The sequence below is a fragment of the Rhodobacteraceae bacterium D3-12 genome (genome assembly GCA_025916135.1).
In the GTDB taxonomy this organism is placed as follows: domain Bacteria; phylum Pseudomonadota; class Alphaproteobacteria; order Rhodobacterales; family Rhodobacteraceae; genus JAKGBX01.
The window spans coordinates 1,448,712-1,472,828 of record CP104793.1 but is presented as its reverse complement, the minus strand read 5'-3'; the positions used below and the strand labels follow the sequence as shown (position 1 = coordinate 1,472,828).

At 61.1% G+C, this 24,117-nt stretch carries 31 protein-coding genes; 16 read left to right on the top strand and 15 right to left on the bottom strand.

Going from position 1 to position 24,117, the window contains the following annotated elements:
* Positions 1-123 precede the first annotated feature (123 nt).
* A complete protein-coding gene (gene secG, locus N4R57_07285) occupies positions 124-486 on the top strand; it encodes a preprotein translocase subunit SecG (protein ID UYV38826.1) in 363 nt (120 codons plus the stop codon).
* Between the two features lie 242 nt (positions 487-728).
* Complete coding sequence (locus N4R57_07280; protein UYV38825.1) at positions 729-2,372, top strand: CTP synthase; 1,644 nt, start codon at positions 729-731, stop codon at positions 2,370-2,372.
* Between the two features lie 49 nt (positions 2,373-2,421).
* On the opposite strand, the gene N4R57_07275 is transcribed toward N4R57_07280, so the two are convergent.
* The gene (locus N4R57_07275; protein ID UYV38824.1) at positions 2,422-2,967 is read right to left on the bottom strand and encodes a hypothetical protein; all 546 of its coding nucleotides are present in this window, start codon (positions 2,965-2,967) and stop codon (positions 2,422-2,424) included.
* A 157-nt stretch (positions 2,968-3,124) separates the two neighbouring features.
* On the opposite strand from N4R57_07275, the gene N4R57_07270 reads away from it, so the two are divergent.
* The 11 genes from N4R57_07270 to N4R57_07220 all read left to right on the top strand — a co-directional run bounded on the left by N4R57_07270 (position 3,125) and on the right by N4R57_07220 (position 10,182).
* Positions 3,125-3,553 (top strand): hypothetical protein, encoded by a 429-nt coding sequence (locus tag N4R57_07270; protein UYV38823.1) that lies wholly within the window; start codon positions 3,125-3,127, stop codon positions 3,551-3,553.
* A gap of 5 nt (positions 3,554-3,558) precedes the next feature.
* A complete protein-coding gene (locus N4R57_07265) occupies positions 3,559-3,903 on the top strand; it encodes a hypothetical protein (GenBank protein UYV38822.1) in 345 nt (114 codons plus the stop codon).
* Positions 3,904-3,981: 78 nt separating this feature from the next.
* Positions 3,982-4,275 (top strand): DUF1330 domain-containing protein, encoded by a 294-nt coding sequence (locus N4R57_07260; protein ID UYV38821.1) that lies wholly within the window; start codon positions 3,982-3,984, stop codon positions 4,273-4,275.
* A gap of 9 nt (positions 4,276-4,284) precedes the next feature.
* Positions 4,285-4,731, top strand: a complete 447-nt coding sequence (locus N4R57_07255; GenBank protein UYV38820.1) for a TerB family tellurite resistance protein — start codon at positions 4,285-4,287, stop codon at positions 4,729-4,731.
* Between the two features lie 6 nt (positions 4,732-4,737).
* Positions 4,738-5,172 carry a TerB family tellurite resistance protein gene (locus N4R57_07250; GenBank protein UYV38819.1) on the top strand — a complete coding sequence of 145 codons (435 nt, stop codon included), beginning with the start codon at positions 4,738-4,740 and terminating at the stop codon, positions 5,170-5,172.
* Positions 5,169-5,924: a PhnD/SsuA/transferrin family substrate-binding protein gene (locus tag N4R57_07245; GenBank protein ID UYV38818.1), complete on the top strand. Its 756-nt coding sequence runs from the start codon at positions 5,169-5,171 to the stop codon at positions 5,922-5,924. The genes N4R57_07250 and N4R57_07245 overlap by 4 nt, the downstream gene beginning before the upstream one ends.
* Positions 5,925-6,090: 166 nt before the next feature.
* Complete coding sequence (locus tag N4R57_07240; protein UYV39529.1) at positions 6,091-6,846, top strand: ATP-binding cassette domain-containing protein; 756 nt, start codon at positions 6,091-6,093, stop codon at positions 6,844-6,846.
* Entirely contained in the window at positions 6,843-7,631 is a 789-nt protein-coding gene (locus N4R57_07235; protein UYV38817.1) for a transporter substrate-binding domain-containing protein, read from the top strand. Before N4R57_07240 ends, N4R57_07235 begins: the two co-directional genes overlap by 4 nt.
* A gap of 58 nt (positions 7,632-7,689) precedes the next feature.
* Positions 7,690-8,427 carry a transporter substrate-binding domain-containing protein gene (locus tag N4R57_07230; protein ID UYV38816.1) on the top strand — a complete coding sequence of 246 codons (738 nt, stop codon included), beginning with the start codon at positions 7,690-7,692 and terminating at the stop codon, positions 8,425-8,427.
* A 67-nt stretch (positions 8,428-8,494) separates the two neighbouring features.
* On the top strand, positions 8,495-9,379 hold the full coding sequence (locus N4R57_07225; GenBank protein UYV38815.1) for an ABC transporter permease subunit: 885 nt from the start codon (positions 8,495-8,497) through the stop codon (positions 9,377-9,379).
* Positions 9,376-10,182, top strand: a complete 807-nt coding sequence (locus N4R57_07220; protein UYV38814.1) for an ABC transporter permease subunit — start codon at positions 9,376-9,378, stop codon at positions 10,180-10,182. Before N4R57_07225 ends, N4R57_07220 begins: the two co-directional genes overlap by 4 nt.
* Before the next feature lie 197 nt (positions 10,183-10,379).
* Here the strand turns inward: N4R57_07220 and N4R57_07215 are convergent, their stop codons facing one another.
* The 6 genes from N4R57_07215 to N4R57_07190 form a co-directional block, all read right to left on the bottom strand.
* Positions 10,380-10,937 (bottom strand): DsbE family thiol:disulfide interchange protein, encoded by a 558-nt coding sequence (locus N4R57_07215; GenBank protein UYV38813.1) that lies wholly within the window; start codon positions 10,935-10,937, stop codon positions 10,380-10,382.
* Complete coding sequence (ccmD, locus tag N4R57_07210) at positions 10,930-11,088, bottom strand: heme exporter protein CcmD (protein UYV38812.1); 159 nt, start codon at positions 11,086-11,088, stop codon at positions 10,930-10,932. The genes N4R57_07215 and ccmD overlap by 8 nt, the downstream gene beginning before the upstream one ends.
* Positions 11,085-11,822 carry a heme ABC transporter permease gene (locus N4R57_07205; GenBank protein UYV38811.1) on the bottom strand — a complete coding sequence of 246 codons (738 nt, stop codon included), beginning with the start codon at positions 11,820-11,822 and terminating at the stop codon, positions 11,085-11,087. Before N4R57_07205 ends, ccmD begins: the two co-directional genes overlap by 4 nt.
* A 121-nt stretch (positions 11,823-11,943) precedes the next feature.
* On the bottom strand, positions 11,944-12,600 hold the full coding sequence (ccmB, locus tag N4R57_07200) for a heme exporter protein CcmB (protein UYV38810.1): 657 nt from the start codon (positions 12,598-12,600) through the stop codon (positions 11,944-11,946).
* A complete protein-coding gene (gene ccmA, locus N4R57_07195) occupies positions 12,597-13,214 on the bottom strand; it encodes a heme ABC exporter ATP-binding protein CcmA (GenBank protein UYV38809.1) in 618 nt (205 codons plus the stop codon). Before ccmA ends, ccmB begins: the two co-directional genes overlap by 4 nt.
* Before the next feature lie 258 nt (positions 13,215-13,472).
* Entirely contained in the window at positions 13,473-14,348 is an 876-nt protein-coding gene (locus N4R57_07190) for a hypothetical protein (protein ID UYV38808.1), read from the bottom strand.
* A gap of 179 nt (positions 14,349-14,527) precedes the next feature.
* On the opposite strand from N4R57_07190, the gene N4R57_07185 reads away from it, so the two are divergent.
* Positions 14,528-15,001: a hypothetical protein gene (locus tag N4R57_07185; GenBank protein ID UYV38807.1), complete on the top strand. Its 474-nt coding sequence runs from the start codon at positions 14,528-14,530 to the stop codon at positions 14,999-15,001.
* Between the two features lie 119 nt (positions 15,002-15,120).
* On the opposite strand, the gene N4R57_07180 is transcribed toward N4R57_07185, so the two are convergent.
* The 8 genes from N4R57_07180 to yajC all read right to left on the bottom strand — a co-directional run bounded on the left by N4R57_07180 (position 15,121) and on the right by yajC (position 20,856).
* The gene (locus N4R57_07180; protein UYV38806.1) at positions 15,121-15,402 is read right to left on the bottom strand and encodes a PAN domain-containing protein; all 282 of its coding nucleotides are present in this window, start codon (positions 15,400-15,402) and stop codon (positions 15,121-15,123) included.
* Between the two features lie 219 nt (positions 15,403-15,621).
* Positions 15,622-15,921, bottom strand: a complete 300-nt coding sequence (locus N4R57_07175) for a PAN domain-containing protein (GenBank protein ID UYV38805.1) — start codon at positions 15,919-15,921, stop codon at positions 15,622-15,624.
* Positions 15,922-16,249: 328 nt separating this feature from the next.
* A complete protein-coding gene (locus N4R57_07170) occupies positions 16,250-16,603 on the bottom strand; it encodes an Mth938-like domain-containing protein (protein ID UYV38804.1) in 354 nt (117 codons plus the stop codon).
* A 5-nt stretch (positions 16,604-16,608) separates the two neighbouring features.
* The gene (locus N4R57_07165; protein ID UYV38803.1) at positions 16,609-17,370 is read right to left on the bottom strand and encodes a sulfite exporter TauE/SafE family protein; all 762 of its coding nucleotides are present in this window, start codon (positions 17,368-17,370) and stop codon (positions 16,609-16,611) included.
* Positions 17,363-18,331: a protein translocase subunit SecF gene (gene secF / locus N4R57_07160; GenBank protein UYV38802.1), complete on the bottom strand. Its 969-nt coding sequence runs from the start codon at positions 18,329-18,331 to the stop codon at positions 17,363-17,365. Before secF ends, N4R57_07165 begins: the two co-directional genes overlap by 8 nt.
* Before the next feature lies 1 nt (position 18,332).
* Positions 18,333-20,018: a protein translocase subunit SecD gene (gene secD / locus N4R57_07155; protein UYV38801.1), complete on the bottom strand. Its 1,686-nt coding sequence runs from the start codon at positions 20,016-20,018 to the stop codon at positions 18,333-18,335.
* 11 nt (positions 20,019-20,029) lie between these two features.
* Positions 20,030-20,524 (bottom strand): hypothetical protein, encoded by a 495-nt coding sequence (locus N4R57_07150; protein UYV38800.1) that lies wholly within the window; start codon positions 20,522-20,524, stop codon positions 20,030-20,032.
* Positions 20,525-20,565: 41 nt separating this feature from the next.
* Positions 20,566-20,856 carry a preprotein translocase subunit YajC gene (yajC, locus tag N4R57_07145; protein UYV38799.1) on the bottom strand — a complete coding sequence of 97 codons (291 nt, stop codon included), beginning with the start codon at positions 20,854-20,856 and terminating at the stop codon, positions 20,566-20,568.
* Positions 20,857-21,294: 438 nt separating this feature from the next.
* Between yajC and N4R57_07140 the strand changes: the two genes are divergently transcribed.
* Entirely contained in the window at positions 21,295-22,560 is a 1,266-nt protein-coding gene (locus N4R57_07140; GenBank protein UYV38798.1) for a pentapeptide repeat-containing protein, read from the top strand.
* A gap of 90 nt (positions 22,561-22,650) precedes the next feature.
* Positions 22,651-24,081: a serine--tRNA ligase gene (serS, locus tag N4R57_07135; protein ID UYV38797.1), complete on the top strand. Its 1,431-nt coding sequence runs from the start codon at positions 22,651-22,653 to the stop codon at positions 24,079-24,081.
* The last annotated feature ends 36 nt before the right edge of the window (positions 24,082-24,117 follow it).

Here is a 24,117-nt window from a genome sequence, read left to right as displayed (position 1 = left end):
TGGCACCATCACACTTGCGTTCCCCAGCCACCGCCTCAAAAACCCCGCCCACTACGCCTTGCGCCCCGCGCCCCTTTCGCCTACATAGCCCGGCAGAGTTAACCCCGCGAAGGCCGCCCACCCATGGAAAATGTCGTTCTCATCATCCACCTTCTTCTGGCCCTTGGCCTCATTGGCGTGGTGCTGTTGCAGCGCTCCGAAGGGGGCGGGCTTGGTATGGGCGGTGGCGGCGGCGGCGCGGTCTCCTCGCGCTCGGCGGCCACGGCGATGGGCAAACTCACATGGATTCTCGCGATTGCATTCATCTGCACCTCGATCTCCCTGACGATCATCGCGGCACAGAAATCGGCTGACACCTCGGTGCTCGACCGTGTCGGCGGCTCCGCCCCGGCACCTGCCGAAACCGAATTGCCCAAACTCGACGGCGGCGCGCTCTTGCCCCCGACACCGGGCGACAACACACCGCTGGTTCCCAAAGCCGACTAAGGCCAAACCGGGACCACACCGCAAAAGGCAAACAACAGGGGGCCACGTCCCCCTGCCAAACGCCTTCACCACCACCTACAACCTGTTGAGGCTTTGAAAAAAGCGACAACATCATCTTGCGGTCCGGTTGCCAAACCTCCGCGATCCTGTATGGCTCAAATCCCGTGATACATGCCTCCTGTCCGGCGGCATGATTTAGGTTTTTGGGCGGTTCAATCGCTTACACGGGGGTCAGCAACCACATGGCGCGTTACGTTTTCATCACCGGCGGTGTTGTGTCTTCACTCGGCAAGGGTCTTGCCTCTGCCGCACTCGGCGCGCTCTTGCAAGCGCGAGGCTTCTCTGTCCGGCTGCGAAAACTTGACCCCTACCTCAACGTCGATCCCGGCACCATGTCACCGTTTGAACATGGCGAAGTCTTCGTCACCGATGATGGCGCGGAAACCGACCTTGACCTTGGCCACTACGAACGCTTCACCGGCGTGCCCGCCCGCAAGACCGACAGCGTCAGCTCGGGCCGCATCTATACCAACGTGCTCGAAAACGAACGCCGCGGCGACTACTTGGGGAAAACCATCCAAGTCATCCCGCATGTCACCAATGAAATCAAAGACTTCATCGAAATCGGCGATGATGAGGTCGACTTCATGCTTTGCGAGATCGGCGGCACCGTGGGCGATATCGAAGGCCTCCCCTTCTTCGAGGCGATCCGCCAGTTCGCCCAAGAACGCCCGCGTGGCCAGTGTATCTTCATGCACCTCACCCTGCTGCCGTGGCTTGCCGCCTCTGGTGAGCTGAAAACCAAACCGACCCAGCACAGCGTCAAAGAGCTGCGCTCCATCGGCCTCCAGCCAGACGTGCTCGTCTGCCGCTCCGAACAGCCGATCCCCGAGAAGGAACGCGGCAAGATCGCGCTCTTCTGTAATGTCCGCCCCGAAGCGGTGATCCCCGCCTACGATCTCAAATCCATCTACGAGGCGCCGCTGGCCTATCACCGCGTCGGCCTCGATCAGGCCGTTCTGGATGCCTTCCAGATCGCCCCCGCCCCACGCCCCGACCTCACCGTCTGGGAGGACGTCTACGACCGCATCCATAAAACGGATGGCGAGGTGAACGTCGCCATTGTCGGCAAATACACCCAGCTCGAAGACGCCTATAAATCCATCAAAGAGGCGCTCACCCACGGCGGCATGGCCAACCGGGTCAAGGTCAACGTTAACTGGGTCGACGCCGAGGTGTTCGACAAGAAAGACGCCGCGCCCTTCCTCGAAGGCTACCACGCTATTCTCGTCCCCGGCGGCTTTGGCGAACGCGGCACCGAAGGCAAGATCAAGGCCGCGCAATTCGCCCGCGAACGTAAACTGCCCTATTTGGGCATCTGTCTCGGCATGCAAATGGCGGTGATCGAAGCCGCCCGCAACGTCGCCGGTATAAAAGACGCCGGCTCCGAAGAATTCGACCATGAAGCCGGGAAAAAGCGTTTTACTCCGGTGGTTTACCACCTCAAGGAATGGGTGCAGGGCAACTATACCGTGACCCGCAAAACCTCTGACGACAAAGGCGGCACCATGCGCCTTGGCGCTTATGACGCCGCGCTCAAGGACGGCTCGCATGTGGCCTCGATCTATGGCGCAAGCGAGATCGAAGAACGCCACCGCCACCGGTATGAGGTCGATATCCAATACCGTGAAAAGCTGGAAAAATGCGGACTCACCTTCTCGGGCATGTCCCCTGATGGCCGCCTGCCCGAAATCGTCGAATGGGAGGACCACCCGTGGTTCATCGGCGTTCAGTTCCACCCGGAACTAAAATCCAAACCCTTCGCGCCGCACCCGCTGTTCGCCGATTTCGTGCGCGCCGCGGTGGAAACCTCGCGACTGGTCTAACTGTCAAACGCCCGCGTTGCCGTGGGGAGGGTGCCCCCCCACGTCACTTTCAGCCGACCAGCGGCTTGAGCAGTTTCATCACCGAAAACCCGGACCCCGCCTCATCGCCTGACTCGCGCGGGCTCAGGTCAAACCCGATCACCTGCGGCCCCAGAACCGGCTCCAGCATCTCGGTGTCAAACACCCAACGCCCGCAACAGGTGCGCGACCGCGCATCTTCGCGCTGATAGGTCATCCAGCGTTCCAACATCGCAAGCTTTTCCTCGCAGAACACTGGGTCCGGCAGGTAAAACCCGGCATTGATCCGCTGGAAAATCGTGTCCAGCAAGCGCATCGTTGCGGCGTAATCATCGCTCACATCGCGCTTCGGAACATAGTTAAAGCGCATCGGATCGCCGTTGAAAAACGCCGCCAGCGCCGCGCCCAACTCAACCTCTTTCTGCGCCGCAGCCCAGCCGATCACCGTCTGCGGATGATGCGCCCAGTCATAATGCCGCATGACCGCATTCAACTCCGCGGCTCCCGCCTTGCGGATCTGACGTCTTTGCTCGAATTCGCTGGCCCCAGACCAGTCGAACGCGTTGAAATCTTCCATACTCTACCGTCCTTGGTCGTTTCCTGTACGCCCATCTCTGCGGGCTCGCTAAAGCGTCTATTTTCCACCTCACGTTGTGCAACCTAGCGGCGTAAATTGCCCAAACTGCGGAGCAAATGTGACCGGAAAACGGAAAGCCGTTTCGCATTGAGCACCAATGCGTTTCGCCCTGTTCATCAATGCCTCGCCCGATTGGCGAAAAAATGCTATGCTGCCGGTCATGATCGCGCCCTTTGCCCTGCCGTTCACCACCTTGCCCCGCCTTATTTGCGGGGCTGGCCTCGCGCTCCTCACCGGGTTGGCCGGGCTGGCCGGCCCCACCCACGCAGAGCCGCGCGATTGCGGCCTGCCTGTTTGCCTCGTCTCCCGCGACAGCCTCGCCCTCGCCCATGTCATCACCTTTGACGATGTCCGAAGCGCGCTTGGCCTTGGCCATCCGATCGACGAGCTTTTGGTCCGCCCCGGCGCCCGCTTTGGCGAACGCTTTGCCGGGCAAATCATTGAAACCAATGGTGACTTTGACCTTATCAGCGGCCCCGCCCTCGCCCCCCTCAAGGCCGTCCCGGAGAGCCGGGCGCCACGCTAGGGGCCATGCGCCTGCCCGGCACCACCGTGCTTCAGGGCCATGGTCCGGCCCGCTTCCCACGCGCCGAAGCGGTCGGCGAAGGCGCCATCGCGGTCGAGTTTGACACCGATCAGGGCGCGTTCGCCTTTGATCTGCGCGGCGGAGAAGACGGCACTATGACCGTGATCTTCCTGCGCCGCGACGGCTCGGAAATCGCCCGCCTGCGCCTGTCCGACCTCTCCGAAGAGAACTACGGCTTCCTGCGCAGCAGCGGTCAGGCCGACATCGCTGGCATTCTGATCCTGAATGACGACCCCCAAGGCATCGCCATCGACAACCTCGCTTTCGACATCGCTCAGCTGACCGGCTAATCCGCTCTTGACCCACCCCCCAACACCGCGCAGCATTGTGAAAAATGCGTCAGCAAAATTGCCTCAGGGGGACATGACATGCCAAAAGGCTACTGGATCGGCCGCGTCGATGTGGATGATATCGACCAATATATGAAATACGTCGCCGCCAATGCCGCGCCCTTTGCCGAATACGGCGCGCGTTTTCTGGTACGCGGCGGGCAGTTTGAAACCCCCGAAGGCACCTCGCGAAGCCGCAATGTCGTGATTGAATTCCCTTCCTACAAAGCCGCGCTTGCCTGTTACCATTCCGACGGCTATCAGGCCGCCAAGGCGCTGCGCGATCCGGTATCAAGCGGCGATATCGTAATCATCGAAGGCTATGACGGGTAACACACACAGATGCCAATCGTTCAACGTATCCTCTCCGCGTTTTCCCACCCCGAACCCGCGCCCCTGCCTGAACCCGACGCCAAGCTGGCGCTCGGCGCGCTCATGGTGCGGGTGGCCAAATCGGACGACAGCTACCGGGTCGAGGAAATTCAGCGCATCGACCGCACCCTTGCACGCGCCAATGACATCGGCCCAATCGAGGCGGCCAAGATGCGCGCCACCTGCGAGAAACTCGAAGCCGCCGCGCCCGATGACACCGCCGAATTCGCCGCGCTGATCCGTGAAACGGTGTCCCGCGAAGGCCGCCTCGACACGCTGCGCGCCCTTTGGCAGGTGCTGCTCGCCGATGGTCTTGAACGCCCCGAAGAGCTGAGCGTTATCACCGCAACCTGCACCGCCCTCGGCCTCACCCAAGACGAAAACACCGCCGCCCGCGCTGCGGCCCAAAACGGATAACCCCGCATGTTCGCCAGCTTCCTGCGTCGGCTCACGGCCACTGAACCCGCTCCCTTGGATCACGAGGAAGCCCGCCTTGCGCTCGCAGCATTGCTGGTGCGTTTGGCGCGCGCCGATGGCGACTATGCACGCGTCGAGATCGCCCAGATCGACCGCGTCCTCGCCGCGCAATACGGCCTTTCCGATAACGAAGCCAGCACCTTACGCGGCGAAGCTGAAGTTCTCGAAGGCGAAGCCCCCGACACGGTCCGCTTTACCCGCGCGCTCAAGGACACGGTCCCGCATGACGACCGCCTCGCCCTGATCACCGCCATGTGGTCGGTGGTTCTGGCCGATGGCGACCGTGACGAGCTTGAAGACGCCAACATGCGGATGATCGCCAACCTGTTGGGCATTTCCGACCGCGACAGCGCCATCGCCCGCCAACGCGCCGGGTCATGAGCCGCGACCTCATTGCCACGCTGGCAATGTATGACCGGGCCGAAACCGCGCCCGCCAATGATGCCTTCTGGTCTGCCATCCGCGCCGCCCTTGGCGACGGCCCCGCCGCGCTCACCCGCGGTGATGACCTCTGGGCGCTTTGGCAATCGCCCGACCTGCTCTTGGGGCAAACCTGCGGCCTGCCCTTTCGCGCCCGCTTGCACGGCCACGTCACCCTCGTCGGCACGCCCGACTATGGCCTGCCCGGCTGCGCCCCCGGCTATTACAACTCGGTCTTTGTCGCCCGCGACGACACTCCGCTCACCGCCCGCAAGGGTCAGCGTTTCGCCTATAACGAGCCGCTCTCGCAATCCGGCTGGGCCGCCCCCGCGCTGCATATGCAGGCGCTTGGCATCACCCCCGGCGCGTTCTCGCAAACCGGTGCGCATCGCGCCTCCGCCCGCGCGGTGGCCGAGGGCCACGCCGATTTCGCAGCGCTCGACGCGCTCAGCTGGGCGATGATCCGCGCCCATGACCCGTTTGCCGCCGATCTCCACGTCATCGACGCCACAGCGCCCACGCCCGGCCTGCCCTTTATCACCGCGCTCGGGCGTGATCCCGCCCCGCTTCGCGCCGCCATCACAACCGCCATCAACACCCTGCCCGACGCGCACCGCAGCGCCCTCCACCTGCGCGGCCTCACCACCATTTCGGAACAGGACTACCTCGCCATGCCGACACCGCCGCCACCGGCCTCTCCCTCAAACAGGTAAATCCGCTGAAAATCTCGGCATTTCGCCGCTTTCCCCTACGGAATGGGCGTATTCCGCGTTGCAAAATGCCTAAATTTGCGTCCTACTCCCCTGAACTGCTCGCAACACAAGCAAATCCAAGCAAAACATAGTGAAAACCGAAGCCAACAACGTCGCCACACCGGTTATCGAAATCCGTAACCTGCACAAGGCTTACGGCACGCTCGAGGTGATCAAAGGCGTCAACATCACCGCGAACAAGGGCGATGTCGTCTCGCTGATCGGCTCCTCCGGGTCGGGCAAATCGACGCTTCTGCGCTGCGCCAACCTGCTCGAAGACAGCCAGCAAGGCGACATTCTCTTTCAGGGAGAGCCGCTCTTATGGAAAGGCACCGGCCACAACCGCCGCCCCGCTGACAGCAAACAGGTGCTGCGCATCCGCACCAACCTGTCGATGGTGTTTCAACAGTTCAACCTGTGGTCCCATATGACCATCCTGCAAAACGTGATGGAGGCACCGCTCACCGTGCTTGGCCGCCCCCGGTCCGAGGTCGAAGACGCCGCGCGCAAATACCTCGCCAAAGTCGGGATCGGTGACAAATGCGACGCTTGGCCAGCCCAACTTTCGGGTGGTCAGCAACAACGCGCCGCCATTGCCCGCGCCTTGGCGATGGAGCCTCAGGCGTTGCTCTTTGACGAACCCACCTCGGCGCTCGACCCCGAGCTGGAACAAGAAGTTGTCAAAGTTATCAAAGACCTCGCCGCAGAAGGTCGCACCATGATGATCGTGACACATGATATGAAAATGGCCCATGACGTCTCGGATCATGTGATTTTCCTGCACGAAGGGTTGATCGAAGAAGAAGGCGCACCCGCGACCCTGTTCGGCGCGCCCAAATCCGAACGGCTCAAGGGCTTTCTCTCCTCCACGGTGCACGCATGAAACCGCTTCTCTTCGCCCGTCTCTCACACTGCCTCTCGCTCTGTCTCGCGCTCAGCCTGCCAGCCATGGCGCGTGCCGATACGGCTACCGGTAAGATCACTGGCCCCACAGCCGGTCAAACCGTGCGTATCGCCACCGAAGGCGCCTTTCCGCCGTTCAATTCGCTCAACGCCGCCGGCGCGCCCATCGGCTTTGAGATCGACCTCGGCAATGCGGTTTGCGCCCATCAGGGCTGGACATGCGATTGGGTGCTGCATGAATGGTCCGGCATCATTGGCGGCCTTACCGGGGGCGACTACGACGCCATCATGGCAGGCATGTCGATAACGCCCTCACGGCTGAAAGACATTGATTTCACTCGTGAATATTTCCTCACCGCCAATCAGCCCAAGGGCATGTTCGTGGGCATTCACAACTTTCTCGACCCGGCCCATTCCCTGATTGCAGTGCAAGAAGACACCATTCACGAAGAGCACCTCAAAAGCCTCGGCTTTCGCACCGCCAGCTTCGCCACCGCCGGTGCCGCGCTTGACGCTGTGCTCGCCGGGCGCTGTGATCTGACCTTCGGCAGCCCCGACTATCTCGACCAACGCCTCTATCGCACCGGCCGCGCGCTCTCGGTCATCGGCACGATGGACATCCAAGCCGGCGGTGCCGCCGTCGCCGTGCCCAAAGGTCGTGACAAACTGCGCCGCGGCTTCAATGCCGCCCTCGACTCGCTCGAGTCAGATGGCACAATCGAACGCCTTCGCAAGAAGTGGTTCGCAAAATCGACCGACATCTAAACGATCGGTCGCACCGAGACGAGCACACAGAATCGACTATAAAAAAGGGAGTATCACAATGAAAAAACTAATCCTGACAACGGCGGCGCTGGCCGTATCGGCCACCATGGCTTTTGCCGAAAGCCACGGCAAAACCGTGCGCATGGGCACCGAAGGCGCCTACCCTCCGTATAACTTCATCAACGACGCGGGCGAAGTGGACGGCTTTGAACGTGAACTCGGCGACGAGCTTTGCAAACGCGCCAAGCTGACCTGCGAGTGGGTTAAAAACGACTGGGATTCGATCATCCCCAACCTCGTTTCGGGCAACTACGACACCATCATCGCGGGCATGTCGATCACCGACGAACGCGACAAGGTGATCGACTTCACCCAAAACTACATCCCGCCCGCCGCGTCGTCCTATGTCGCTCTCGCCGATGGCGTTGACGTCAAAACAGCCGTTATTGCCGCCCAAACCGGCACGATTCAGGCCGGCTATGTCGCTGAAAGCGGCGCCACGCTGGTTGAATTCGCAACCCCCGAAGAAACCATCGCCGCTGTGCGTAACGGCGAAGCCGATGCGGTCTTCGCTGACAAGGACTACCTCGTCCCGATCGTCGAGGAATCCGGCGGCGACCTGAAATTCGTCGCAGCCGACGTGCAGCTCGGCGGTGGTGTCGGCATGGGCCTGCGTGAATCCGATGCCGAACTGCGCAAGAAGTTCGACACAGCAATCGCTGAAATGAAGGCCGACGGCACTCTGAACGCGATGATCAAAAAGTGGTTCGGCGAAGACGCAACCGTCTACGAATAACTCAAACCGAACCGTCAGGCCCGCCTCCTAACGCGGCGGGCCTGACCCAATCCGGCAGCGCCCCCATATGTTCACCTATTGCTCTGATCCCGACACGCTCGACCAGATCCGCTGGCTCAGCTGTTTTCTGACCAATGGCGTGCATATGTCCTTCTACCTTTCCTTCTTTAAGGTGCTCGGCCTGCTGGCCGTGACCGCGCCCGTGGCACTGGCTTTTGGGTTCTTCGGGGCCATGGCCGCACGCTCGCATGTCGCGCCGGTGGGCTGGCTCGGCAAAGGCTATATCGCCGTCGTGCGCGGCGTGCCCGATATCGCCTTCTTCCTCTTCTTCGTGATCGCCCTCGATCAGATGTTCGAATACGCCCGCCACCGCGTGCTGTGCCCCGATTGGGACCAACCGGTGCGCCAAGGCTCCGATTTCATTGTCTGCACCGCGGCCAAACTGCCCTTGGGAAACAGCCCGGAATGGGTCCATGAAATGTATGGCTTCGCGCTTGCGGTGCTGACCTTTGCGCTGGTCTTCGGGGCCTTCGCGGCGAATGTGCTGTTCGGCGCCATGCGCGCCGTGCCCCGCGCCCAGATGGAAACTGCCGAAGCCTATGGCATGTCGCGCCGGCAAAGCTTCTGGCGGGTGCTGGTGCCGCAAATGTGGGTCTATGCCCTGCCCGGCCTCGGCAACCTCTGGATGGTGCTGATCAAGGCCACACCGCTGCTGTTTCTGCTCGGGATCGAAGACATCGTCTATTGGGCGCGCGAACTTGGCGGCACCAAAACCTCGCGCTTCACCGACTACCCGCATGGCGACTGGCGGGTGTGGTATTTCCTCGCGCTGCTGGTGTTCTACCTCTGCTTTACGCGGGTCTCTGAACTGGTGATCGAACGGCTCACCCGCCGCCTGTCGCACGGACAGGCCACAACCGGCGGCGAAGCCCTCAGAAAGGCCACCACATGAGCTGCTGGCAAACGATTCAAGACTACGGGCTGCGCTCTCTGGGCATCGGCGAACGCCTGCTGCCAAAAGAGGATTTCACCCTCTGCCAGCAATTCACGCTGATCGGCTCGGGGCTGCTCTGGAATATCTATTTCGGCGTGCTGGCGCTGATCGCGGGGTTCTTTTTCGCCAATGCGCTCGCTGTCGCGAAGGGGGCGAAAAACCCGGCCCTGCGTAAACCGGCGGAATGGTTCATCTTCATCTTCCGTGGCTCGCCGCTGTTCATCCAGTTCTTCTTTTTCTACGCGCTGTTCCTCAGCCTCAAGAAAACCAATCCGCTGTTTGACAACTTCACCGCTGCTTGGCTCGGTGCGCTGATTGTGCTGTTTTTCAATACGGCGGCCTATTCCGCCGAGATCTTCTACGGCGCCCTGCGCTCCGTTCCCAAAGGCGACGTCGAAGCCGCCGATGCCTACGGCTTTTCGGGTTGGCCGCGCTTTCGCCGGATCGTCTGGCCCACGGCCATGCGGCTGGCCTGGCCGGCCTATACGAACGAGGCGATCTTTCTCTTCCACGCCACGACGCTGGTGTTTTTCTCGGCCTTCCCGGCGTGGCAACAACGCGGCGATGCGCTCTATTATGCCAGCTATTTCGCGGATAAAACGTTCAACCCGTTCATCCCCTATCCGATCCTCGCGGGGTATTTCATCCTGCTGACCCTGTGCATCATAGGCATTTTCGGTCTGATCAACCGCCGCCTCAATCGCCACCTGCCACAGGAAAGCCGCCGCAAACTGCGGATCCGCCCAAACCTGATCCGCTAAATCCACTGTTAAGAATGGGGGCCAGCCCCCAAACCGCCGTTATAAATGGGGGGCCAGCCCCCCAACCCCCCGGGATATTTCCAGTCAGATGAAGACGCGGAACACCCTGTCTTCTTCTGTTCTAAAATACCTCCGGCAGAGCCGCCGACAGGGGACGCAAACCAGACAGTAACAGGTTAAGCCAAGCGCCAGAGAAATCAGTTGTCGAGAGGCAGCCCGGCTTTGGCCTTCTCAATCGCCGGTCCGATAGTCTCTTCATAGACTCGCTTGGTGATCGGCCCGGCATAGCGCATCAAGACCGTGCCATCGGCTCCGATGATAAAGGTCTCGGGCGCGCCGTAGACGCCCCAATCAATCTTGGTGCGCGCCGTTTTGGCCTCTCCCAGCGTTGCGAACGGGTTGCCGTCACGTTCAAGATAGGCCAGCGCGCGCTCGGTCGTGTCGTCAAAATTTACGCCGTGCAGCGGCACATCAAGGTTGTCGCGCATCCAGAGCAACGTCGGATGCTCTGCCCGGCAGGCCACGCACCACGCGCCCCAGAAGTTGACCAGCTTCACCCCCGGCTCCGCCAGCACCGCATCGCTCAGAAGCGGCGTCTCGCCCAGCTTTTCAAGCGAAACCCCCGGTGCAGGCTTGCCAATCAGCGTCGATTTAAGCTCGTCAGGGTTCTCGCGCAGCATCCCCCACAGGAACAAGCCTGCGAGCGCCGCAAACACAATCGGTGGTGCCGCCATCATCGGGCTCAGCTTAGCCATCGGTCTTTCTCCGCTTCTCAACGTCTTCCAAGGCGGCTTTGACCCGCCGCGACCGGCCGATCGACGCCAGAACCAGCACAATGATCAAGCCAATCGACAGCCCATAAGACGACAACACCGCAAAGGCGTATTTCCCCAAATCCGGCATCATCCCAACCGCTCCCGCGCCAAAAGCGCGCGCATCCGCCGCGCCCGGATTTCCGTGTTCGTGCGGATGATCACCAGCGTGATGAACAACAACACAAACCCCGCAATACACACCAGCGCCGGATACCAAAACACATCCGCCACGTTTTCTTTCTTGTCCAAAGACAGCGACGCCCCCTGATGCAACCCCTGGTTCCAGAAGTTGACCGCATAGCGGCTCAGCAGCGCGAAAACCGACCCCACAAGGCACAGAACGCTGGTCAGATCCGCCGCCGTATCGTCATTCTCAATCGCCGCCCAAAGCGCCATATAGCCGAGATAGAACAAGAACAGGACCAAAAAAGACGTCAGCCGCGGGTCCCATGCCCACCAAGTGCCCCACATCGGCTGCCCCCAGATCGCCCCGGTCAAAAGCGCAATAAGCGTCATCACCGCGCCAATCGGTGCCGCCGCACGCGCCGCCAGCGCGCTCACATGATGGCGCCGCACGATCCATACCAAAGAGGTGATCAGCATCATCACCCACACGTTGATCGCCATCATCGCGCTCGGCACATGCAGATAGAAAATCTTGACGGTCGAGCCTTGCCGGTAATCCTCGGGCGTAAAGAAGAACCCCCACACCAATCCCGCCACAAGACACACAAACGACGCCACCGCGAAATACGGCAACACCCGCTCTGTCGTCCGCATGAATTTTAGCGGATTGGCATATTCCCAAAGTGCGTTCAGGTTCATCGCGTGTGCTTTCCTCTCCCGGCTTTGCGCCGCTTTTCAGCCGCACAAAACCCAATCACCTTGATCTGCCTTAAATCGCCGCAATTTTCCAGCCCCCGCCAATCACATTCGCTCAAGTGAGCTAGCGCAAATTGACGCGCAAAACGGCGGCGCTGGCAAGTGGCAGCAAGGCGATCACCCCTAGGCTGATCCCGGCCAGCATCAACATCGGCACCTGCACTGCCAAGCCTTCTGCGCCGCGCCGCGCCATTTCCGCGCCAAAGATCAACGTCGGCACATAAAGCGGCAACACCAGCAGGCTCAACAACAACCCGCCCCGCTTGAGCCCCACAGTCAGCGCCGCACCAAACGTGCCAATCACGCTCAGCGCGGGCGTGCCGATCAAAAGCGACAGGATCATCGGCGCATAGCCCTGAGCCGGCAGGCTCAACAACAGGCCAAACAAGGGCGAGGCCAAAACCAACGGCACCCCGGTGGTCAGCCAATGCGCTAGCGCTTTGAGCGACACGATCCCCTCCATCGGCAAGGGCGAAGTCGCCAGCAAATCAAGCGAGCCATCCTCCCAGTCGAGCGCAAATATCCGGTCGAGCGATAGCAAACACGCCAACAAAGCGCCCAGCCACAAGATCCCCGGCGCGATCCGCCCCAACAGGCCGGTCTCCGGGCCTACGCCGAAGGGCACCAAGACCACAACGATCAGGAAAAACGCCAAGCCAAGGCCAAACCCGCCCCCGGCCCGCACCGCCAAGCGCAAGTCCCTGAGCAACAAGGCAATCACAAAAACACCTCGTCAAAATCATCGCCCGCCGGAGCCTTGGCGCGGTATGGCCCCACATCAAACAGCGCGGCCTCCTCCAGCCCAAGGTCGATATGCGTCGCGATCAACGCCATCCCCCCGGTTGCCAAATGCGCGCGAATGGCTGCGCCAAACATCGCCACCGCCTCGGTGTCGAGCGATACGGTCGGCTCGTCTAACACCCAAACCGGTCGCCCCGTGACCAACAGACGCGCCAACCCCAGCCGCCGCTTCTGCCCGGCTGACAAGGCTCCCGCCGGGCGATTGCGCAATGGCTCCAATGCAAACCCCGCCAGCGCCGCCGCCACCCGGTCCGTGCCAAACACCCGCGCCCAAAAAACAAGGTTTTCCTCAACGCTCAAAACCGATTTGATCCCATCGGCGTGGGCGGCATAGGCCATCGCCTCACGATCCAACCCAACCTCACCGCGCAAGGGCGGTTGCAACCCGGCAATCGTGCGCAGCAGCGTGGTCTTGCCCACCCCATTGGGGCCGCGCAAAATCAACGCCTTGCCGGGGCGCAGCACAAAGCTCAGCCCCTCAAGCACGGGAATGCCCCCGCGCGCCACAGCAAGATCAGTGACCCTCAATTCCATGCTCTTGCTCTACCCCAAGCCGCCAAGCGACAAAACCCTTCTCTTGCTCGGGATAAATACTCGGGGCTCGTCTCTTGCCCGGTCTGTTGTCCTGTCTCAGGCACCGCATCGGCCCGCCTTCACGTCACCGCGCGGCTCTCATCGCCGATGGGGTCATTTCATAATGACGCGCGAATGACCTGTTAAAGTATGAAATGTCATTGAAGCCACAGTTCAGCGCGATCTGACCAATCATCATCGCGTCAAAACGCGGGTCCATCAGCTTGGCACGCACAAGCTCCAACCGTGCTTGCAACAGAATGGCGGAAAAACGCTGCCCCCCTCGGCCAGAAGCTTGCGCACATAACTCTCAGAGGCGTTCAATTCGCTGGCCAAATGGGCAATCCGGTATCCGGGGTCGGCAGCATTGCGTCGGATCGCCGCCTCGGCAGACAGGCGCCGCGCCGCGCGCAACCCGCCGCCCCGTGCCAAATGCCAAGCGTCCCGGCGGGCGCCGATAACCAAAGACGCCAGATCAAGCAGATGATCGGCCACGACATTTATATTCGCAGGCGCTCGCAAGGTGGCATCCGGCGCGCAAAGCGCACGGCAATAGGCCTGTAACAGCGGCAAAACCTCGGTGTCGCGCGGCACAACCGTCATCCCCAACCGGTCAATATCCGCAACCCGCTCCGTCAATCGCTCAACCGGCAGGTTCAGCGTCAGAAATTGCCCGGCATGCGAGCGCGTCGTTCCAACTTCGCTCGAGCGCCTGACCAGACAGCCTCCCGGTGCAATGGTCTCCTCAACCATCCCCTGCTCGGCCTGAATTAGGCCCGACAGCGGGATCAGCATGACAATATCACCATTGCCGTCGCTCACCATTTCACGGCTGCGGGTGCATGAAATCGCGCTCACATCACCCGCTCCAACCGACACGTCGCCACACGTCTGAAAACTTGCATCATAGAGCAGCGGCGTGTCGTCAAGCTGCGCGACCTCCAACCGCACGACACGCCGCGCGAATTCTTCGCGCCAGATGTCCAAGCGGTCCCGTTCGGGCAACCATTCGGTTGAAAACCGCATCAACGGGCTGGCGGTTTGGGCGGGCTTGCACTCCTCAATCACGTCAAAAACCTCGCTTTGCTTATGCAAAAAGGGACTTGATGATATAAGCTAACACCAAAGTTTGCGTGGAAACTGCCATGCGTCAAGGTCGGGTATTCCGCCGCGCGTCCCTTTGGCGCCCATCCGCTGTCCTTCTCAGTCCAAGTCGCAGACCGAGTAGTCCACTACTCTTCAAGCGATCAAAACCGACCCATCAGGAGCGTCAAATGACTCGTTGCCTCAGGACTCTCACACTCTGCGCCATGCTTTGCCTGCCCTCTGTGGCATTGGCCGAGACATCTTATTCCCCGCCCGAAATCGCCCAAGGTGAAAACGGTTGGGAATCCTACATCGGCCCAATGATGCTCGACAAAACCACTGTGGCCGGGCTGAACCCCGCCCCGAATACGCCCGAAGCCGCGGTCGTTCGCTTCCTCGCCAGCCGCATCCGCGGCGATCGGGCCTGGCAACAGGCCATAGTGTCGTCGCCCGGTCGCAAGGCCAAGAAAGGCCTGAAAACATGGAAGAGCTGGCGGCTGAACGCGGCTCAAATCCAATCGCGCAAGATGCGCGGTGCAAACCGGGGCTATGTCAGCGTTTGGCTCGATCTGACAATTGCGGGCGAGAAGAAAACCGGGACGGATGATTTCACCGTCAAACGCGAGGGCGATGGCTGGCGCATCGCCGAGGTGCCGTCCTAAATCGCGCAGCCGCGCAAAGCCCGGCCAATCGCGCCGACCAAGCACCAAAAAACCACCCCCCGTGATACCGCGAGGGGTGGCAAAAGCTCAGCGCAGCTGCGCCATAAAACCCTTCAGGCTCAGATCTTGCCGCAAAACGTCTTGGCCGAGTCTTCCTTTTTGAAGATACCCTTGATCAGCTTGCATTGACCCGGCTTGTCCTTGTCAAAGCTGTGCGGCCGATACGACCAGCTGTCGCAGCCTTCGGTTGCCTTACACGCCGCGATGCACTCTTCAACCGTGGTGAACGTGTCAACAAAGCCGACTTGATCCACCGGCGTGATCGAACATTTTTCGTGCTCTTGCGCAAAGGCAGGGGTTGCCAACCCAAGGGCGAGAACGGCGATCCACGATAATTTCATGAGGGTATTCCTTCGTTGAATGTTCAATTTAATACAGCGGTCTCAGCCAGAGAGCGGGACGTCCTACAGACCTGTGGCTGGCTGAAACCTCACAATCGGCGGTCGAGCGCAACGTGCGCGACCCCAAGCTTCTCATCGACCACAGGTAGGTTTTCTTGTGCAAAAATCTATCGGGCATCGTCTTTCTCGTCTTGATCATCTCAGGCGGCCAGCAAGGCGTCACAAGCGCCCGCAATAGTCGCGCTTGTCGTCAATCTCTCCGGCCACCTCCCCCAGCATCCGGCACCATCCCGGCCCGGTTTTGGGATTGAAATTATGCGGGGTATAGGACCACGCAGTGCAGCCTTGGGTTTCCTCACAGGCCTGCTTGCACGCCTCATCGCCAACAATCTCATAGCTGTCAGCGATGAGGCCACCTTTGGGAACAAGCTTGCAATGCTGCGCGTCTGCCCATGCCGCAAAGGGCATAGCCGCACATCCAATAACCGCAGCAAACAATTTGGTGCTGAAACGTCTCATAAACATGCTCTTAAGTGCGACTATGTCTCACAAGACTATGCCGGATTTACCGGCTTGGCTTGGCTTGAGCGGTATTTAGAGTTGCCGAAAACGCGACCGCCGCCGCCGGAAATCGCCGCGCAGGATCAGAGCAAAGCCCACGGCCGCCCCACCATGCCCGCCCTACCATGCCCGCCCCACCATGCCCGCGACAGCACCGCCCAATATGGCCGCGAAACAGCCCTGCGCTGCCCACTCACGGCACTGGTCACGGCACAGGTCACGGCACTGGGCGGGCCCATATCAGCGGCCGGGCGGGAGACATCCGCAAGCCCGGCCAAAGCGCGCCTCACATCGGCAATGCCGCCATCGCCACGCGCCGCCCCTCGGCGGCCAGAATGTTCCACGTCCGGCAGGCGGCGGGCGAATTCATCACCTCGGCCCCCATCCCGGCACCCTCGATCTCGGCACGCAAATCACCCGGCAGATGGGCAATCTCCGCCCCCATCCCGAACAGGATCACATCCACCTCCCCCGCCAGCGCCAACAGCGCCTCACGCGCCGCCAACCCCTCCCAGGGCGTGACCTCTCCGCCCACCAACAGGATCGCGCCCTCATAGCGCTCCCCGCCGATACGGAAATACCCCGGACCATAGCCGTCAATCGGGCGCAAATCGCCCATATCCATCTCGTTGATCTGCACCGGCCTCAGCCTCCTGTCACAAGCGGTCGCAGCCCCGACAGGGCCGACACCGCGATTATCCCATAGGCGGCCCAGCGATACAGCCGCTCAAACTCCGGGCGAAACATCCAGCCCCCCGCAAGGTTGCCCAGAAGATACGGCACCGCCACCGCAAACCCAAGCACCACCGGCACGCCGCTCATCCGCCCCATCACCAGAAACCCGATCAACATCATCATGTCATAGCAAAAGAGGTAGGCGGTGATATTGGCGCGGATCACCTTCGCCCCATGTGGGCTCGCCATATAAAGCATGATCACCGGCGGCCCCGGCACCGCCACCGCGCCGCCCATGAACCCGGCCAACGCCCCGGTCCCATAAATCAGCGGCGGGCGCATCGCACCGCGATACCGCAGCCCCGCCATCAGGATCACCAACAGGATCAGCGTCACCAGCGACACCGCAATCTTGAAGACGCTGGGATCAACCGCAAACAACACCGCAAGGCCCAGCGGCAACGCCACAAGCGTTCCAGCGATCAGCCGGATCAGATCCTTGGGATGGCCCTCGCGAAAGGCTTTGGGCATGGCGGGCAACGGCCCGATCACATCCATCACGATCAACACAATGATCGCCCAAACCGGCTCAAGAACCTGCGCCGCCACGGGCAGGAAAACCATCGCCGTGCCAAAGCCTGCAAAGCCCCGCACCACCCCGCCCACAAACGCTGCGGCAAATACCCAGACAATGCCGGGTATCGCCAGCGCCGCGACCAGAAGGTCAGGCATCTATGTTGGCATATTGCGTGCCCGCACCCGCTTCCGGCTTGGACCAATCGCGCTTGACCCCAAGACGCAGCAATATGGTCGAGGCCACAAAGATCGAGCTGTATGTCCCCACGATCACGCCCCAGATCATCGCAAACACGAAGCCGCGGATCACATCCCCGCCCAGCACATAAAGCGAAATCAGCGCCAACAAAGTGGTAACAGAGGTCATCACCGTCCGGCTCAACGTCTCGTTGATCGACATGTTCAGAACCTCTTTAAGCTCCATCTTCTTGTATTTGCGCAGGTTCTCGCGAACCCGGTCAAACACAACAACCGTATCGTTCAACGAATAACCCACGATGGTCAGCAAAGCGGCGATAATCGCCAGATCAAAACGAATCTGAAGCTCGGAAAACACCCCGATCGTCAGCAGCACGTCATGGACCAGAGCCACCACAGCCCCCACAGCAAACTGCCATTCAAACCGCAGCCAGATGTAAACCAGCACCGCCCCAATGGCGAGCGCCACGGCAATCACCGCGGTCTGGATCAGCTCGCCCGAAACCTTCGGACCAACGCTTTCCACGCTGACAAACTGAATGTCGGGCACCACCCCCACAAGCGCGGCCTCGACGCTCGCGATCAGGTCGGCGGTCACGCTCTCCTGTCCGTCCTGCGCCTGAATACGCACCATCGCGACGTTCTGGTCATCGCCAAAGGTCGGGTCGAACACCTCGGTGATGGTCACATCGCCCAAGCCCAACGCGTCAATCGCATCGCGGTAAACCCCGATGTCGACCGCCTCGGCGCTCTGCGTGCGGATCGTCGTGCCGCCGCGAAAGTCGATGCCATAGTTCAACCCCTGCATCATGAACGACGCAAAGGCCACCACCATCATGACCGCCGAAATCCCCAGCCAAAGCTTGGAGCGGCCAAAGAAATCCCACTTGGTATCTGTCGGAACAAGTCTCAGGCGCATCTTACACCTCCAGCGTTTTAGGTCGGCGGCGTTCAAACCAGATCACCACAAGCAAGCGGGTGACAAAGATCGCCGTAAAGACCGAGGTCAAAATCCCCATGCCCAGCGTAATCGCGAACCCCCGCACCGGGCCCGAGCCCACCGCATAAAGGATCACCGCTGTGATGAATGTCGTGATATTGGCGTCCACAATCGCGCTCAACGCCTTCTCATAGCCCAGATCAATCGCCCGCGCTGGCCCCTTCGCGGTCTTAAGCTCCTCGCGGATGCGCTCAAACACCAGCACATTGGCGTCAACCGCCATCCCGATGGTCAAAACGATCCCCGCAATCCCCGGAAGGGTCAGCGTCGCACCGATCAGCGAGAGCAAACCAAAGATCAGCCCCACATTGATAATCAGCGCGATATTGGCAAACATCCCGAACATGCCATAGCTGAGGAACATGAACACCAGCACGGCAATGAACGCCACGATACAGGCGATCTTGCCCGCCTCGATGCTGTCCGCACCCAGCTCTGGCCCGATTGTCCGCTCTTCAAGGAAATTCAACCCCGCAGGCAAGGCCCCGGCGCGCAACAACACAGCCAGCTCGGTGCTTTCCTCCAGAGAAAAGCGCCCCGTGATAATCCCCGATCCGCCCGAAATATGCGCCTGAATGGTCGGCGCGCTAATGACTTCCCCGTCCAGAACAATGGCAAACGGGTTGCCGATATTCTGCGCAGTGTAATCACCAAACCGCCGCCCGCCGCTGGCATCAAACCGGAAGGTCACCGCCGGTTGGCCGTTCTGGTCGAAGCTCGGCTGCGCATCAACAAGGTCCTCACCCGTCACCACTGGTGCGGCTTCCAAAACATAATAGATGTCGTCGCTCGTGTCGTCCTTGCGGTCGTTGTTTTCCTTGGCCGGAAGAAGCTGTTCGCCGCCCCCCACGCTTGCCGTCTTGTCAGCCGTGCGTGAAATCACCGGCTGAAAGGTCAACTGCGCCGTGGTCCCGATAATGCGCTTCAACTCGGCGGCGCTGCCGATCCCCGGCACCTGAATCAGGATCCGGTCGGCGCCCTGACGCTGAATGGTCGGCTCTCGCGTGCCCACTTCGTCAATCCGGTTGCGGATAATCTCCAACGCCTGAAGCACTGTGCGATTGTCCGTCGCCGCCTTTTCTGCCGCGCTCAATTGCACCGTGATCACGTCGCCCTCGACGCTGACCGCGATGTCATTGGCCCCCGCCGCCGTCAGGCTCGTTACTGGCCGTGCCAACCCGCGCACAAGGCTCGCCGCACGCTCGACCTGATCCGCGTTCGACACCCGAATGCGCAGCTGATCCTCCGGCCCCGGCTGCAACCGGATCGTGCCGATAGTCGCGCGCTCCTCGCGCAGCATATCGCGAATTTCCGGCCACATGCTATTGATCCGCGTCTTGTAAACATCCGCCGTCCGCACCTCGGCCAGCAAATGCGCCCCGCCACGCAGATCAAGCCCAAGGTTCACCAACCCGCTCGGAAGCCAGCTCGGCCACATCCCGGCCTGCTCTTCCAAACCGTTGCCCGCGCCGCCCTCGGCGATCGCCTTGACCGCGTCGTTGCGCGTCTCGACCCGCGTGTAAAACCCATTCGGCAGCGCCAGCAAAAGGCCAACCACAACGGTCAGCCAAATCAGAACGCGCTTCCACATATCAATCTGAAGCATTCAGATGTCTCCTATGATCCCGTTGCCGGGTCTTTTTTCGGTGCGTCTGCACAGGCCTGACTGGCAATCGCCACCGCCATGTCTTGGGCCTCAGCGACCGATTTCAACCCGCTCACCATGCCGCTGCCGCCAAAAATCGCCTCGCGGATGAACGGCGTAGAATAAAGCCTGTCGTCAAATACAATCGCAATCGGCTCGCCAATATGCGCGGCGGTATACTCGCCAAAAAGCCGCGCGCCCTCCGCGGACATGCGAAAGGCGACAACCGGCCTGTTGTGCTGATCGGTTGACGGCTGCGCCTTGATCACCTGCGCCCCGGTCAGGATCACGTCACCACCGGCAAAATGCTCCAGCACCAGCGCCTCATTGGGAAGGCTCCCACCCGGCCACGCGATCATCTTGAAGCGATCCCCACAAGCCGCATCCGCCGCCACAGCCCCCGCAACGGAAATCCCCGTCGCAAAAGCAAACACGCAGGCATGCCATGATAGCCGTAGAAATTGCACGTTGAGACCCTTCAAGCCGTCTGAGAAGCCCTCTGGCGGGTTTAGGAATTCGCCGCCGGCTCGGTCTTGCTCAGAACCTGCGCCAATGTCGACTTGATCACGCGCACCTTCACACCGTCCGCGATTTCAACTTCAAGCTCGCCATCGTCCTTGACCTTGGTGACCTTGCCGATGATGCCGCCCTGCGTGATCACCTGATCGCCCCGGCGCACCGCTTCGATCATCGCCTGATGCTCTTTCATCTTCTTCTGCTGCGGTCGGATCAACAGGAAATACATGATCGCAAAGATCAGAATAAGCGGGAGAAACTGGGCAATAGCGCCACCGTCCATGGGGAATTCCTTTCAACGTTTTTCGCGCCCGGCACCCCCCGCGCGCGTTTGAGCGTTACCTATTCTTTGAACCGCGCGTTTGCAATCCCTTGGGGCGGGTTTTCAAACCACCCAGCGGATTAGAGCACCTAGGGCCGCGCCCCGCCTCGGGCGGGCGCATCCGCCACGGCGTTTTCCAGCGCCGCCCACGCCAATCGCCTTGCCTTCAATCCCGTGCCCGACAGCGCCAATGCGCTCTGCCGGGGTGCGGATCGGGGGGCGGGCCGGGATGCAGCCCGGTCTAGGCCCACACTCTCCGCCCGCCCCCGGCAAAGAGCCACCCAACCATCCCCCGTAGGGTGGGGTTCCCCCCCACCCCTCCCGGCCCCTCAACCTCGCGCTTCCAATCCTTACAACTCCACGGCAGAATGCAGGCACAAGTTGAAAGGCGCCTTTGTTTTGAGTTCGAATGATAACAAGCAAACCAATTTGGAATGGCTCGGCTACAAACGCTGGAGCGAGATCAGAAAGGTGCAAGACTTCGGCGGTTTCCTTGGCTGGCTGCTCATGGCGCTTGCGCTTATCCTTATCTGCGCCGCCTTCATCACGCTCTACGATTTTCTACGCGCTGGCCTGCGGCTCGGACCTTATGCGAATGACGGCGACGGCAGCGCCATCCGCAACATCGGCCTCGTCCTCGCCGCCCTCCTCGGCGCGCCCTTCGTCATCTGGCGCAGCTACGTCGCCGCCAAACAAGCCCGCATTCAGGATGAAGCCCTCTTCAACGACAAGATCAACGCCGCCTCCCGCGATCTCTCCGCCCGCCGCCAGACCACCCGCGAAGTAAATAACGACGCCACCAAAACCATCCTCACCGAATGGCAGGACGACCTCGTCACCCGCGCCGCCGCCATCGACCGGCTCGAAGGCCTCGCCCAAGAACGCCCCGACGAAACCCCACGCATCGCCCGCATGCTGTCGGTCTATGTGCGCGAACTATCGCGCGAATTTCCGGCCAAGGAGCATCCGCGTCACGAATGGCAACGCCTCATCGCGCCAGGGGACGGCACCGAACCAATGAGCGACACTCAGGCGCTACATCACCTCGGCCTTTCGCCCGATGATGTTTCCATCGACGCCCTCAAATCTTGGGCACGAGGCCTCGACCCCATCCGCTCCGACATGGAAAAAGCCGCCCAAACTCTGGGTCGCCTCAAAACCGTGCGGGGCGACGAGTTTGATGACGTTCCCATCGATTTGCGCGGGGCCAATCTCCAAGGCTTTGATCTGACGTCCTCAATCTTGGACAAAGCTCTGTTACAAGGCGCGCGGATGGAGGGGGCAAACTTCGCCGAGGCGCGGATGGAGGGGGCAAATCTCTACGAGGCGCGGATGGAGGGGGCATTTCTCTTTGACGCGCGGATGAAGGGGGCAAACCTCTTTGACGCGCGGATGGAGGGGGCAGATTTATCCTGGGCGCGTTTCTCTGGAAAAACGACCTTCCAGCTTGCTACTCTTCGAGGTGCAAGCTGGAAGGCCGTCGATTGCAGCAACATTCCACAAATCGTCAAGCATCTCGACGACATCTTCGGCGATGGCTCGGTCACTTTACCCGAAGGCACCCCATGGCCCGACCACTGGCCCAAGGAAGACCTCAACGCATACGACTACCACACCCAATGGCGCGCCTTCCAGCGCTCCATCGGCTACACCCCACCCGCCTAATCTCCCCGCCATCAATCGCCCGTTTACCATCCCCCCTAAATCGGTCATAAGGCCCGCACCTGAAACCGATTCAAAGAAGGATCAAGACCGATGCATGACATTCGTGCCATCCGCGAAAACCCCGCTGCCTTTGACGCAGCTATTGCCCGCCGTGGGGATGCGCCGGTCTCGTCGTCCATTCTTAAGCTGGACGAGGCCCGCCGCGCCAAAATCCTCGCCGCCGAAACCGCCCAAGCCGATCAGAACAAGGCCGCCAAGGCCATCGGCGCAGCCAAGGCCGCCGGCAACGACGAGGAATTCAACCGCCTGCGCGCCGAAGTGGCCGAGAAGAAAGCCGCCGTTGCAGCGATGCAGGCCGAGGCCAAAGCCCTCGACCAACAGCTGACCGACCTGCTCGCCACCATCCCCAACCTCGCCTATGAGGACACCCCCCAAGGCGCGGACGAAGAGGACAACGTCGAAATCCACCGCTGGGGCACCCCCGCCACCTTCGACTTCTCCCCGGCCGAGCATTTTGAAATCACCGGCGTCAAACCCGGCATGGATTTCGAAACCGCCGCCAAGCTTTCGGGCAGCCGCTTTGTGGTGCTCTCGGGCAGCGTCGCGCGCATCCACCGGGCGCTGGCGCAATTCATGCTCAACACCCATATCGACGAAAACGGCCTTACTGAAACATGGACACCCGTGCTCGTTAAAAACGAAATGATGTATGGCACCGGTCAACTCCCTAAGTTCGCAGAGGACTCCTATTTCGGCGCTACAATTGGCGGCAGGTCTAAGCTCGGTCGAGAAGCGCTAGTCCAATTCCAGAAGGCGGAAGACTTGGAAAAGCTCTGTGACGGCTCAGCGACATTAGAAGAGACCGTTGAAAATATCTACGAGCGGGCCCCCACCGAAGAGGAGCTTTGGCTGATCCCCACCTCCGAGGTGACGCTGACCAATATCGTCAACGGCATGACCATCGACGAGGGCTACCTGCCCCGCCGCTACGTCGCCCATTCGCAATGCTTCCGCTCCGAAGCGGGCAGCGCCGGGCGCGACACCGCCGGCATGCTGCGCCAACACCAGTTCGAGAAGGTCGAAATGGTCTCGGTCACCCACCCCGACAAAAGCCGCGAGGAGCTTGACCGCATGACCGGCTGCGCCCAAGGCATCTTGGAACGCCTCGGCCTGCCCTATCGCACCGTGGTGCTCTGCACCGGCGACATGGGCTTTGGCGCGCGCCGCACCCACGACATCGAAGTCTGGCTGCCCGGTCAAAACGCCTATCGCGAAATTTCGTCCGTCTCGGTCTGTGGCGATTTCCAAGCGCGGCGCATGAACGCCCGCTTCAAACCCGCCGATGGCGGCAAGCCCGAATTCGTCCACACCCTCAACGGCTCCGGCCTCGCCGTGGGCCGCTGCCTGATTGCCGTGCTTGAGAACGGGCAACAGGCCGATGGCTCGGTCGTCTTGCCCGAGGTGCTGCACCCCTATCTCGGCGGCAAGGCAACGCTCTCGGCAGAGGGATCGCTGGTCTAGGCGCAAAGCCGGGCCATCGGCAGCCCCTGGGATGAC